Origin of the sequence: Methanorbis furvi, assembly GCF_032714615.1 — an archaeon.
Classification (GTDB): Archaea; Halobacteriota; Methanomicrobia; order Methanomicrobiales; family Methanocorpusculaceae; genus Methanocorpusculum; species Methanocorpusculum furvi.
Map to the genome: position 1 here is coordinate 164,248 of NZ_JAWDKA010000002.1, position 12,406 is coordinate 176,653.

Here is a 12,406-nt window from a genome sequence, read left to right on the forward strand (position 1 = left end):
ATGGAGTATAAAGGTAAAGCCCACGTTGTCGGGGAAAATATTGATACGGATGCAATTATTCCGGCACGATTCTTGGTAACTACTGACGAGGCAGAGCTCGGCAGACACTGCATGTCCGGCCTTGAAGAGAACTGGGTCTCCCGCGTCTCGAAGGGAGATATTATGGTTGCCGGCGAGAACTTCGGCTGCGGTTCGTCCCGCGAACATGCGCCTGTCGCAATTAAGGGTGCGGGCATTCCGGTTGTGATCGCCCACAGTTTTGCGAGAATTTTCTACCGCAATGCGTTCAATACCGGACTGATTCTGCTTGAGGTCGGTGATGAGTATCAGAAGATCTCTGATGGCGAGATGCTGACTGTTGATACTGAGAAGGGAACGATCACAACAGCAGAAGGCGTTGTTATCTCCTGTTCTCCGGTTCCTTCGTTTATGCAGGAGATTTTGGATGCCGGCGGGCTTGTTGGGTATGTGAGAAAACAGATCGGGGCTGAGTAAGGTGGGAAGCTACAAAATTGCGGTTCTGCCGGGCGATGGTATCGGTCCTGAGGTTGTTGCTGAGGCGGTGAAGGTTCTTTCAATCGTTGGCAAAAAGTTCCATCACTCGTTTGATCTGCGGTATGCGGACTTTGGCGGTGCGGCGATTGATTCGTCGGGCGTTCCGTTCCCTCCGGCCACGCAGGATGTCTGCATGAGTTCAGACGCGGTTCTTTTTGGTGCGGTTGGCGGACCGAAATGGGATACGCTTGATCCTGCCATCCGTCCTGAGAAGGGACTTCTTGCGCTGCGAAAAGCTGCCGGAGCGTTTGCGAACCTGCGTCCTGCGAAGTTGTTTTCCGAACTTGCGGATGCATGTTATCTGCGGCCTGATATTGTGGCGAACGGGATTGATATTCTGGTTGTCCGCGAGCTTATCGGGGATGTTTACTTCGGTGAGCCGTCAGGGATTGAGGTTCGTGACGGCGAGCGGGTCGGTTTTTCGAATATGATTTATGCGGAACATGAGATCCGCCGTGTGGCTGAGGTCGCGTTTGAGACGGCGATGAAGCGAGGCAAGCGGTTGTGTTCGGTTGATAAGGCGAATGTGCTGGCGGTGTCACGGCTCTGGCGCGAGGTGGTGACAGAAGTTGCCAAAGGGTATCCGGAAGTGGAGCTGTCCCATATGTATGTAGATAATGCGGCGATGCAGCTGGTGAGAAATCCTGCGGCGTTTGATGTGATTGTGACCGGCAATCTGTTCGGCGATATTTTGTCGGATGAGGCTGCGGCAATTACGGGGTCGATTGGTATGCTGCCGTCTGCGTCGGTTGGGGGAGCAAATACTCCGGGTCTTTACGAACCGGTTCACGGTTCTGCTCCTGATATTGCGGGGCAGAATCTTGCAAATCCGGTTGCAACGATTCTGTCTCTTGCGATGCTTCTGCGGTATTCGCTGAATCTTTCAGCGGAGGCTGATGCGGTTGAGGCTGCGGTTGCTGCGGTTCTGGCTGCGGGTTACCGGACAGGGGATATCTACCGCGATGGAATGAAGCGTGTCGGCTGCACTGAGATGGGGCAGCTGATCGCAGACCGCGTGTGATATTTTTTTCTTTTTTTTGTTTACTCTGTGAGCAGCCATCTCCAGAGCGGAATGGCTGTGATTTCATCATCCAGCTGAAGAGAGAGATCCTCAGTAAGCAAAATCTTTCTGACCGCAACATCTGGATGTAGCTTGACAAACTCAGCAAATCCTTTCAGTTCCCGTTCAGGAATATCGCTGGTATAGCAAACGTTCAGAAGGGTCAACGGATCTCCTGACTTTTGCACGACAAAATCAATCTCGTTTGTCTCCTTCCAGTATTTTGGCGTGTATCCTCTCCGCAGCAGTTCAATACAGACGAGATTTTCCACCAGTCTTCCGGTATCCTGAGAAAAGACAAAACCCGCGGCAGAACGGAGACCGTTATCGGCAAGATACATCTTTCTTGGAGCGACCAGTTGTTTTTTGTAGGAGAAAGAAAACTTTGTCGCGGTGTACAACAGATATCCGTCCTCGGCATACGACAGATAATCCTGAACGCGGGCAGGATCTGTTTTGAAAGTTTGTGCAAGACTACGGAATGTTTGCGGCACGGCAATATTGGTAATAACATAGCTCAGGAGTTCCTGCATCAGACTCTGGTTCCTGACATCATGCGAAGCAATGATGTCACGGTACAGGATGCTGTCATAGTACGCTTTCAGATAATCACGTCGGATTTCATCCTGTTCAATATGCACGATTGCAGGAAACCCGCCGTTTCGCAAGTAAGTATTGAGGTGCCCAATGAGTTCATACTTTTTTGTCAGGAGATTAATCTCATTGTTAGGAGGAACTGTTCCTATAAACGTCAGATACTCGCAAAAACTTAACGGATAGACACGGACTGGGAGATATCTGCCGGTCAAATGTGTTCCGGACTGGGATTCAAGGATGTGGGAGGTTGAACCGGAGATGATAATGCGGTATCTGCCGGTATCATACAAATTTTTCAGAACCCGAGGAAAATCGGGAACATCCTGTACTTCATCGAAGAAAAGCCAGAGATCCGTCGTGGTCCCGACAAGTTTCTGATATGTGTCCAGTACGGTATTGATCGGATCGGAAAGATTACGAATCGCATTATTGTCACAGGAAAGGAAGAGGATGTGACTGGGATTGACGGACTCGTGCTCGATCAGATGTTGGATGGTCTGATACATCAGCGTGGTTTTGCCGGATCTCCTAACACCACCGATGATAACTATTTCCCGGATGTTTTTGAGATAGCCAAGAATTTTGTCAAGATATACTCTGCGAAGAATGCCGGAATCCGGTTTGGTTCCGACCCACCAGGGATTCTGCATCGCCAGGTACTGCACAAGCTCTTCCATCGTATGCTATTCTTTGTCTACAATCCTGATATAATTTTGCAAAGTGATAGTGTATATACCATCACATTTCACAAAAAGTGATAGTGTATGTACCATCACTCATACTTCCGCTCCGCCGCACCCACAATACCGCCCGCAGTTTTCTCTCCGACCCCTTTCACTTTCATCAGCTCCTCCGCAGTTGCCGAAAACACCGCACGAAGCGTTCCAAACGCAGACAAAATATCGCGTGCAGACTTTGGGCCCACCTCAGGCACAGCCGTTAAAATATACTCAAGCTCCTCTCTCCCGCTTCGTGCAGACTTATGGCGGTGAAAACTCCGCTCAGACTTTGCCTCGCCCAGATCCCTGCGGGCAAACGCATACAGCATACCGGCAGTTTCCTCCGCATCCCGCGTAAACACAAGCGACACATCAAAGTCCACCGCAATTGAGGCAAGCGTGTTGCGGATCGCATTCGGATGAATATTACGCAGCTCATACAAATCCGCAATCGACCCGCCTTCAACAATCAGAACCGGTCTGGACGCAGACTCAGCAAGACTTTTTACCTGACCAAACAGATCCCGGTCCACAAGCGTATCCACAAAATCCTGCGCAGTCTTTCGTTCAACAAGAACCCGGTCACCGATCGCATAATCTCCTACCGGCAGAGCCGCAAGCGTAATCTTTGCACCAAGATTGCTGAGATGCTCCGCAACCTTTGAAGACATCTCCCGATTATCGATAACGATTGCAGGACGCTCAGCATCATCAGCCTCAGCAGACGATGCGGCCGCCCGAAGGACTGCGTCGGCAAGTGTCATCTGGGCTTTTGCAGGATCGGGCGCAGGAACTGGAACATTTCCGCTGCGCATCGCCTTCACGCCTTTTTGCATCTGCTTCTCGCGGGTGTTGCTCACCCAGCGGAAGGTTTCATCCGTCGTCCCTTTCGTAATCAGAACAATGATCTTTCCTGACGAGTTCCTGCCGGTCCGCCCCTTTCGCTGAATACTCCGCACCTCGGAAGGCACCGACTCGTAAAAGACGACGAGATCAGTGGACGGAATATCAAGACCCTCCTCGCCAACCGAGGTCGCCACCAGCACATGAAACTCTCCTTCGCGGAACTGGCGGATCGCTTCGATCTGTTCCTTTTGCGACAGACCCTTCTCGGTGTCGCGGGATGCCTGGCCCACGAACCGGATTGCAGGAATTCCTGCGGCTGCCAGATGGTTCACGAGCATCGAGACTCCGTCGCGGTAGGTTGCAAACACAATCACTCTGGACTCAGCGTCCTCAACCAGCTGATCGCGGACGATTCTCACCACTTCGTCAGCTTTTGGGTGCAGTTCCTTCTTCCAGTTGTCAGCGAGTGCAAGCAGGCGCTGGAAACGTTCGTCAGAACAGATGCGTTTGCTTGCTTTGCTTCCGGCTCCTGACGCTCCTTCGCTTTCGAGCCGAGAGAGGTAGGCTTTCAATGCGGTGGTTCCCTGCGACTCGGCCATTGTTACGCCGTGTTTGAGCTTCATCAGTTCGGCATGCACTGACATTGCGGTGTAGGCTGTGCGGTCACGCTGCTGCATTCTGGTCTGAATTTGTGCCATGACGCCGTTCAGTGCTTTCATGGACAGGGCTTCCCGACGAGGCACGCGGTAGTTGAGATCGGTGAGGGTTACGAGGCGGTCATCGATCATGCTGTTCAAAACACTCAAGGCAAGCCAGAGGTCTTCGGGCAGATCGACCGACCGGTACTCGATCTCGCGTTCATGGACGTAAGCACGAACATCCGCATCAGTCTCAACCCGGCTTTCGACGATGCTGACCGAGAGATGTCCGCAGATTTCAGCGACCATCTCAGGATCAGAGCCGGGAGATGCGGTCATGCCAAGAATGAGCGGTTGAGACGCGGTTGCGGTGTAGCGTTCGGCGATGAAGACGTAGGCATAGTTGCCGACAGTTCTGTGACACTCATCGACGATTAAGAGCGAGACGTCGTGGAGCGAGTAGCGTTCGGCGATGAGGTCGTTTTTGATGACTTCAGGGGTTGAGATGCAAAGCTTCGCTTTCCCCCACATCTCGATTCGTTTTGCCGGAGGATTGCTGCCGGTAAACATGGCGACGTCATGTTCTTCGAGGAGAAGATTTTTGGAAAAATAGCGGTAGTGCTGCTCGACTAAGGGTTTGGTCGGGGCGAGCATGAGAATTTTGCCGATTGAGAGCCTCTCAGCCGCGACGCGAAGGGCGACTGCGGTTTTTCCCATTCCTGTCGGAAGAACGACGAGGGTGTTGCCGTCAAGTGCGTGTCTGGCGATATTGGTCTGGTATGCACGCTCTTCGATGGTGTCCTGAGGGATATTGGGGTGGCTGACGTAGGGCATATTAGGGTTATTCGAGGGTTTTTCGGATGGTCTTGATCTGTTCGTAGAGAGATGGAATATCGTTTACAGCGACATCCCAGACATATTTGAGATTGACATTGGCATATGCATGGATGAGTCTGTCCCTCATGCCGGTCATTTTCTTCCATGGAATTTCCGGATGCTGTTCCCTGAACTCCTGCGGTATGTGTTTTGCTGCTTCGCCGATTATTTCGATGAATCGGATGATACCACTGTGATACAGGGGATTTTCGCAGTAGTCCTGATAGGTAATCGTTTCAAGAGCGGTGAGAATATTTTCCGACTGTTCAAAGATGTCATCCAGATAGGGAAGAATGTCTGGATCGTTCATGCACTGACGCTTCCTTCGCCACAGGTAATGGCGTCTTTTTCAATGCGGGTACGAATGCGGGGTTTGAGATATTCGGGAGAGATGAGATCAACTTTTCGCCCAAGAATCGTTTCCAGATACTCGGCGAGAGCGAGATAGTTGTCAAACGTATCATATGCAGAGGCAAAGGTGTAGAGAAGATCAATGTCGCTGTCCGGCATGTCATCGCCGCGGGCAACCGAGCCGAAGAGCGTGAGAGTCTGAATGCCGTACGCTGCCTGTATCTCAGAGAGGTGTTGTGTCAGGGTTTTGAGGACAAACGGTTTGATACTGGTGTATGCAGACATTACTCGTTATCAGATATTTTTGTTTTCAGAGTATAAATGTGCGTCTTTGATCGACTTTTCATTTTTAGGAGACAGACCTGTATATCTTTTCTTGGATTCATGCCGCCACTTCCGGAATTTTTCCGAACAGAATCATCGACGGTTCAATATATCGGACAATTTTCTGAGGACGTCCTCTTTGATGCTCACGTACGCAGGCATTGGTATGTTGGTAGTTTGTCCGTAAATTCTTATGAACATTTGCCAAAGATACGAAGTCGTGAAAAATAAAAAAATTATCCCAGCTGATCGAACGTCTTCTTACCGTTCATCAGCTGTGACACCACCGCAGGAATCTCTGCCAGCGGCAGCCGCACCTGCTTCATCGAGTCGCGATCGCGAACGGTCGCAGCCGCATCCTCCTTTGTATCATAATCGATCGTAATACACACAGGTGTACCGATCTCATCCTGACGGCGGTATCTGCGGCCGATAGCTCCTGCATCATCGTACTCGGTCTGAATGCCCTCGTTCTGTAACGCGTCCACCAGCTTACGTGCAATCTCATCAAGACCATCACGTGCCATCAGCGGAAGAACCGCAGCCTGCACAGGAGCAACGCAGGACTTGAACCGCATCACCGTTCTCGTCTCGCCATCAGCAACATCCTCGGCATACGCATGCTCAAGGACCATGTAGCTCATCCGGTCAATACCATACGAAGGCTCGATCACATGCGGCATAACATCCTCGCCGAACACATCGACCATCTCGTCCTTTACCGTGTACATCTCTGGCGGAACAATGATTTCCTCGCCATCAACGACAAGGTGCAGCCCATCTGCCTGTGGTTCGGCTGTTGGCATAAGCTCAGCAATCGCCTTTGCTTTTCCGCGGAACATTGGACCCATCTTGCCGTAGTTGGGAACAATCGCCTTGTGGTGAACCTTCTTTGCCTCAGGATACTGGACGAAGACCGTCATCTTCTCGCCCGATACTTTGGAGTGAGCTTTGAGATCATAATTTGTGCGGTCCGCAATACCCACAATCTCCACCCAGCCGAACCGGTCGGAGAGCGCTTCTGCATCCCAGCAGTCGGTCGCGTAATGCGCACGCTCGTCAGGCATATGCTGGCGGAACCGGATCTTGTCAGGGTTGAAACCAACCGTACAGAGGATATCATGCGTCATTGCAACGTAATATGCCACATACTCGTTTGCAATAATGCCTTCGTCAACTGCCTGACGCATCGTCTTCGTAACTGCCGGAGCATCCGCTTCCTGCTGGGCAATACCGCATAAGGGCATTGCATAGTCTGCGTAGCGGGAGAAGAACGGATGATCCTTTTCTTCGGGGTGGACGAAGATCTCGGCTTCTGCCTGCGTGAACTCACGAAGACGAATCATTCCCTGACGGGGCGAGATCTCGTTACGGTAGGATTTTCCAATCTGAACTGCACCAAACGGCAGATGATCGCGATAGAATCTGAGAAGCCGCGGGAAGTCAACGAACATTCCCTGGGCGGTTTCGGGACGAAGATATCCTTTCCGCTGTCCTCCTGGACCGATGCTTGTTGTAAACATCAGGTTGAAGTCGAAAACGTCAACTGGTCCGAGAACTTTGCCGCAGGCAGGACATTCTTTGTCGACGAGGACGTCATGCAGATCCTGTTTGGACATGGTTCCTGCATGCGGAATGCCAAAGGATTCGGCAACGTGATCAGCTCTGAGGAACTCCTGACAGTGCGGGCACTGGAACATTTTGTCAGAGAAGCCGCCAACGTGACCGCTCGCAACGTAGATTGGTTCAATACCAACGGTCGGGCATTCAATCTCATAGTATCCTTCCTGCACGACGTAGAATTTGCGCCAGACATTTTCAATTCTGCGCTTCATCATTGCGCCAAGCGGGCCGTAGTCAATGAAACCTGCAACTGAGCCGTATATCTCAGAGGACGGCCAGACAAAACCGCGTCTGCGTGCAAGTTCCGTGACTCTTTCGTAGGTATCTTCCATATCTGCCATGGTTTTCCGGTGCTGTATGTATGGGGCGGACAGACATATAGTTCTCTCGCTGTTGTCGGGTTTGTGTTTTTGTTCGCTGCTCCGCCCACGGAACACACTGACCACACGGAAATTTCACAGAAAAAAATCACGGAGCAGACGTGAACAACACGGAACTTACAATTTCGTGATTATTTTTTTTCGTGTAGGAGTTACGCGGTGATGAGTTTCATCGTTTAAGATTTTTCTGTCCTTGGCCTCACTCGGAGCAACCACGGAATGCACTGAGCACACAGAGCTTCACGGAAAAAAGAAATCGCATGCCTTCGGCCTGCTCACTGCTTCGCAGAAATGCACGGAGAACGCCTGCGGCGCCGGAATGCACGGAAAAACTAAGAGTATGAGTATATATGTCTGTTATTGGTTAGAGGGCCAACTTCCTTAGCTCTTCTGTGCATTCCGGCTCCGCAGGCGTTCTCCGTGCATTTTATTCCGTGAAGTTCCGTGTGCTCAGTGCATTCCGTGGTTGTTCCAAACAAAACCACACCGCGGAACTCCTATCGTGATAATTTTTTTTCCGTGTTGTTCACGTCTGCTCCGTGATTTTTTTCTGTAAAATTTCCGTGTGTTCAGTGTGTTCCGTGGGCGGAGCTACGAGCACGAACAGCGAACACAAATTTTGTGACCATCGATACAGTTTTTAAATTCCATACCAAACATCATCTCATCACAACCTCTCCGGTGTATGCATGTCCGCTGAAACAACCATGATGGGGATTTTTCTCCTCCTTGCCTGTACTCTCATCGTTCTTTTACTGAGCAGCAAGATCAATCTCCCCACAATCATCGGATTTTTCGTGACAGGCATTATTATCGGGCCCTCAGGTCTCAACCTATTTAATTATGAACAGGTAAGTCTCGTCGCAGAGTTTGGTCTCATTCTTCTGATGTTCACAATCGGTCTTGAGATCTCACTGAAAAAACTTCTTGAGATGAAAAAGCTCGTCCTCATCGGCGGCGGACTTCAGATAATTCTCACCACACTTTTTGTCTGGGTTGTTTTGTCCGCGTTCGGCATTCCCTCAAACACTGCATTTCTGCTCGGACTCATGGTATCAGCCTCCTCAACCGCAATTGTTCTCAACATCTATCAGAACAATGGCCAGATCGACACGAGGCACGGAAAACTGCTTCTTGCAATTTTGATCAGTCAGGATATTGCAGTAATTCCCATCATGCTCATGCTCCCCATGATTGCCGGAACCGGAGCAGGCGTTATGGCCTCGCTCTTTACGCTTGGCACAAACATGATAGCACTGCTTGTTGTGATGCTGGTAGCTTTGGTAGTTGTTCCAAAGATTCTTGAAGTGGTAGTCTCACGAAGAAACCGCGAGCTGTTCATCATCTCAGTGATGACGATCTGTATCGGCATTGCCTGGGTGCTGTCGCTTGCGGATGTCTCGATGTCTTTGGGTGCGTTCCTTGCCGGAGTTGCGATTGCAGGATCAGAGTATAACCATGAGGTTATCGGAATCATCATGCCGATTCGGGATATGATGACGGGAATTTTCTTCATCTCTGTTGGCATGATGTTGTCGGTTGCAGTCATGATGGAAAATATTGTGCTGATCTTAATTCTGGTAGGTCTGCTGATTCTTGCAAAGACGGTGATTGCAACTGCTGCCGGATGGATTGCCGGAGCAACTGCGGGGACGGCGATTATCGGGGGCTTGAGTCTTGCCCATATCGGAGAGTTTTCCTTTGTGCTTGGATCGTCCGGGTTGTCGCTTGGTATTCTGACGGATGGAATATATCAGATTTTTCTCGCAGTCGCAATTATTTCGATGACGATTGCGCCTTTCGCGGTAAATGCTGCGCCGAAAATTTCGCAGAGGATTGTGCATGCAGCAACGCACGGAAAAGGGGGTGCTTCGATCTCATTTAGTACTGAGAGTCCTGCATCAAAGCTGGAGGAGGAGGGAGGGCCTGTTATTGTGGTTGGTTTTGGTCCGGCAGGGAGGTATGTTGTTCGGGCGCTGAAGCATGTTGGCCGCGAGTATATTATTCTTGAGATGAATCACGAGACGGTTGCTGAGGAGAGGAGGAACGGTGAGCATATTCTGTACGGGGATGCGTCGCTTGAGCCGGTTCTTCAACATGCAGGTATCAGGCATACGAGGACGCTGGTGATTACGATCTCGGACTCTTCGGCTGCTGAGTCGATTGCGTTGATGGCGAGGAGGCTGAATCCCTGGACGACGATTATTACCCGTGCCCGGTACACGACCGAGAGTTCGACGCTGTTCAAGCTTGGTGTGGATGAGGTGATTGCTGATGAGCGTGAGGCTGGTCTTGCGATGGCACGAAGAGTGTTTGCGAATGAGAATGTGCCGGCACAGGATCTGGAGCAGTATGTTTTGGATGTGCGGGGCGAGATGTTTGCCGAGCGGGAGAAGGTGCTGATTCAAAAGGTGATCGATAGTAAGGTGCAGAAGATTTCGTCCAGTCTTGCACCTTCGTCGAAGTCTGAGTTTGTTCATATTGCGGTGAGCCCGGACTCCGAGGCTGCGGGTAAGGCGCTTGCTGATTTACATCTGCGAAAGAGGTTTCATGTGTCGGTTGTGTCGCTGCATCATGCGTCAGGCGAGGTTATTCTGACGCCTGACGGGACGAAGGTTCTGATGCCTGAGGATATGCTGGTTCTGAGCGGGAAGCATGAGGATCTTGAGCGGGTGAAGGAGGTGTTTGGGGATGGTGTACACGTGGATGATGAAATTTTGAAACGCGAATAGCGCGAATAAAAAAATCGCCAATGGCGATTTTTAAGAGATTGTGTAAATAATTTAATTTTAAATAATTGATCTGTTTTGAGAGGCATAGAGATTTTTTTTATTCGCGCTATTCCGCGAAGCGGTGAGCAGGCCGAAGGCATGCGATTCGCGTTTCAAAATATCATCCCACACCCAAAAATTTTTTTTTCAGATTTTTGGAGCAAAGGGGTTTGGGGGTAATCATACTGTCGTTGTGGTTATTAATTTTTTGCATCCGGGTCTGTTGTTTGAATCACGGGCCGAAACATCCAGAATAATTATATGCTCAGAAGTATATTTTCATCGAATAACCCATTGGGAGGATATACAAATATGGCCCCAAAGAAGAGACAAAAGGATTTGCTGAAGCTGTTTTCTGATATAACGCAGAAAACGAAGATTGTGGAGCCCATGAAGCAGCTCCACGGGACACTTCGTGATCAGGATGCGGTTGAACGTGAGATTGCCCTGATTATGCGGGAGATTCAGGACCGCGGATTTTTCAAGACAAAGCTTGAACCAATTCAGCTGGCACGACTTATCACCGCGTTTCATGCAGGCAAGAATGATACCGAGATCGCCCGCGAGCTTGGCGACGAGAAGCTTTCAAAGACGGTTGCCCGTGCCCGGGTTCGGCTGAAGCTGTTCCGCGATCTTGACTTTAATATGCCGTTCGATCAGGAACAGATGCGGACTTTGATGAGTACTGATAAAACGATGCGGGAGATCTCTGAGGAGTTGGGAATAAGCCCGACGACGCTTCGTGAGTACCGGCATGTGATTGAACAGAAAGAGGATGTGACGCTTGATCCATATCTGGAACGCATCCGGGATGTGATGGAGGATCGGGATCTGACGGAAAAGATGGCGTCAGGTCTGCAGGAGGACACGCTTGGCGAGGCTATTGATGTGTCTGAGTCCGACAGTATTGAGATCAACTAACTTCATATCCAATATTTTTTTCTTCTTTTTCCCTGACCTATTTCTATTTATAGCATCAGGGAGGAGTATATTGCATGTATATCAGATATGTCGGGCACTCCTGCTTTTCGCTGGAAGGGTCCAAAAAAATTCTGATTGATCCCCTGCCTGTTGACGCGGCGAAGGTTGATGCGGATCTTGTTCTGGTTACGCACGGTCATGGCGATCATCTGGGAATAACGGTACAGCTGAAGAAGCGGACGATCGCAATTCATGAGCTTGCAAGGTATCTGTCAAAAAAGGATGTGCCGGCAACCGGAATGGGTATCGGGGGAACGGTTGTTGTTGACGGCGTGAAGATCACCATGGTTCCGGCAGTTCATTCTTCTTCGGTGGAGGAGAACGGGGTGGATCTTTATATGGGAGCTGCGGCAGGTTTTGTGGTGGAGATGGACGGGGTTGTGGTGTACCATGCGGGAGATACGGGACTGTTTTCGGACATGAAGCTGATTCATGAGTTGTATCATCCTGATGTTGCCCTGCTGCCGGTTGGCGGCCATTTTACGATGGGACCGGATGAGGCGATGATTGCGGCTGAGTGGATTGGTGCTCCGCTGGTTATTCCGATGCATTACAATACGTTCCCGGCAATTATGCAGGACTTAACCGGGTTCAAGCATGCGATCGAGTCGACGACGTCGATGACGGTGGATGCGATTTCGCCCGGAAGCGGCGTTACGGTCTCGCCCAGAAAATAAAATATTTT

At 50.4% G+C, this 12,406-nt stretch carries 10 protein-coding genes; 5 read left to right on the forward strand and 5 right to left on the reverse strand.

Annotation, left to right across the window (positions count from 1 at the left end; all coding sequences use genetic code 11):
- Window positions 1-495, forward strand: coding sequence for a 3-isopropylmalate dehydratase small subunit (locus McpAg1_RS02545; RefSeq protein ID WP_338093722.1), 495 nt, complete (start codon window positions 1-3; stop codon window positions 493-495).
- A gap of 1 nt (window position 496) precedes the next feature.
- The gene (leuB, locus tag McpAg1_RS02550; RefSeq protein ID WP_338093723.1) at window positions 497-1,576 is read left to right on the forward strand and encodes a 3-isopropylmalate dehydrogenase; all 1,080 of its coding nucleotides are present in this window, start codon (window positions 497-499) and stop codon (window positions 1,574-1,576) included.
- A gap of 20 nt (window positions 1,577-1,596) precedes the next feature.
- Here leuB and McpAg1_RS02555 read toward each other — a convergent pair whose 3' ends face one another.
- From McpAg1_RS02555 to glyS, 5 genes are all read right to left on the reverse strand, one after another.
- Window positions 1,597-2,889 carry an ATP-binding protein gene (locus tag McpAg1_RS02555; protein WP_338093724.1) on the reverse strand — a complete coding sequence of 431 codons (1,293 nt, stop codon included), beginning with the start codon at window positions 2,887-2,889 and terminating at the stop codon, window positions 1,597-1,599.
- 95 nt (window positions 2,890-2,984) lie between these two features.
- Window positions 2,985-5,249 carry a DEAD/DEAH box helicase gene (locus McpAg1_RS02560; protein WP_338093725.1) on the reverse strand — a complete coding sequence of 755 codons (2,265 nt, stop codon included), beginning with the start codon at window positions 5,247-5,249 and terminating at the stop codon, window positions 2,985-2,987.
- 7 nt (window positions 5,250-5,256) lie between these two features.
- Window positions 5,257-5,601 carry a HepT-like ribonuclease domain-containing protein gene (locus McpAg1_RS02565; protein ID WP_338093726.1) on the reverse strand — a complete coding sequence of 115 codons (345 nt, stop codon included), beginning with the start codon at window positions 5,599-5,601 and terminating at the stop codon, window positions 5,257-5,259.
- A complete protein-coding gene (locus McpAg1_RS02570) occupies window positions 5,598-5,927 on the reverse strand; it encodes a nucleotidyltransferase family protein (protein ID WP_338093727.1) in 330 nt (109 codons plus the stop codon). Before McpAg1_RS02570 ends, McpAg1_RS02565 begins: the two co-directional genes overlap by 4 nt.
- A 275-nt stretch (window positions 5,928-6,202) precedes the next feature.
- The gene (glyS, locus tag McpAg1_RS02575; protein WP_338093774.1) at window positions 6,203-7,921 is read right to left on the reverse strand and encodes a glycine--tRNA ligase; all 1,719 of its coding nucleotides are present in this window, start codon (window positions 7,919-7,921) and stop codon (window positions 6,203-6,205) included.
- Between the two features lie 737 nt (window positions 7,922-8,658).
- Between glyS and McpAg1_RS02580 the strand changes: the two genes are divergently transcribed.
- The 3 genes from McpAg1_RS02580 to McpAg1_RS02590 all read left to right on the forward strand — a co-directional run bounded on the left by McpAg1_RS02580 (window position 8,659) and on the right by McpAg1_RS02590 (window position 12,398).
- A complete protein-coding gene (locus McpAg1_RS02580; RefSeq protein WP_338093728.1) occupies window positions 8,659-10,701 on the forward strand; it encodes a monovalent cation:proton antiporter family protein in 2,043 nt (680 codons plus the stop codon).
- Between the two features lie 351 nt (window positions 10,702-11,052).
- Window positions 11,053-11,661 carry a response regulator receiver protein gene (locus McpAg1_RS02585; protein WP_338093729.1) on the forward strand — a complete coding sequence of 203 codons (609 nt, stop codon included), beginning with the start codon at window positions 11,053-11,055 and terminating at the stop codon, window positions 11,659-11,661.
- A gap of 74 nt (window positions 11,662-11,735) precedes the next feature.
- Window positions 11,736-12,398, forward strand: coding sequence for a metal-dependent hydrolase (locus tag McpAg1_RS02590; protein ID WP_338093730.1), 663 nt, complete (start codon window positions 11,736-11,738; stop codon window positions 12,396-12,398).
- Window positions 12,399-12,406: the final 8 nt, after the last annotated feature.

What these genes read in the sequence shown, in the direction of transcription:
- McpAg1_RS02555 (WP_338093724.1), bottom strand. Translation starts at nt 2,889, where the DNA reads ATGGAAGAGCTTGTGCAGTACCTGGCGATGCAGAATCCCTGGTGGGTC.
- glyS (WP_338093774.1), bottom strand. Translation starts at nt 7,921, where the DNA reads ATGGAAGATACCTACGAAAGAGTCACGGAACTTGCACGCAGACGCGGT.
- McpAg1_RS02580 (WP_338093728.1), top strand. Translation starts at nt 8,659, where the DNA reads ATGTCCGCTGAAACAACCATGATGGGGATTTTTCTCCTCCTTGCCTGT.
- McpAg1_RS02560 (WP_338093725.1), bottom strand. Translation starts at nt 5,249, where the DNA reads ATGCCCTACGTCAGCCACCCCAATATCCCTCAGGACACCATCGAAGAG.
- McpAg1_RS02585 (WP_338093729.1), top strand. Translation starts at nt 11,053, where the DNA reads ATGGCCCCAAAGAAGAGACAAAAGGATTTGCTGAAGCTGTTTTCTGAT.
- McpAg1_RS02590 (WP_338093730.1), top strand. Translation starts at nt 11,736, where the DNA reads ATGTATATCAGATATGTCGGGCACTCCTGCTTTTCGCTGGAAGGGTCC.
- McpAg1_RS02565 (WP_338093726.1), bottom strand. Translation starts at nt 5,601, where the DNA reads ATGAACGATCCAGACATTCTTCCCTATCTGGATGACATCTTTGAACAG.
- McpAg1_RS02545 (WP_338093722.1), top strand. Translation starts at nt 1, where the DNA reads ATGGAGTATAAAGGTAAAGCCCACGTTGTCGGGGAAAATATTGATACG.
- McpAg1_RS02570 (WP_338093727.1), bottom strand. Translation starts at nt 5,927, where the DNA reads ATGTCTGCATACACCAGTATCAAACCGTTTGTCCTCAAAACCCTGACA.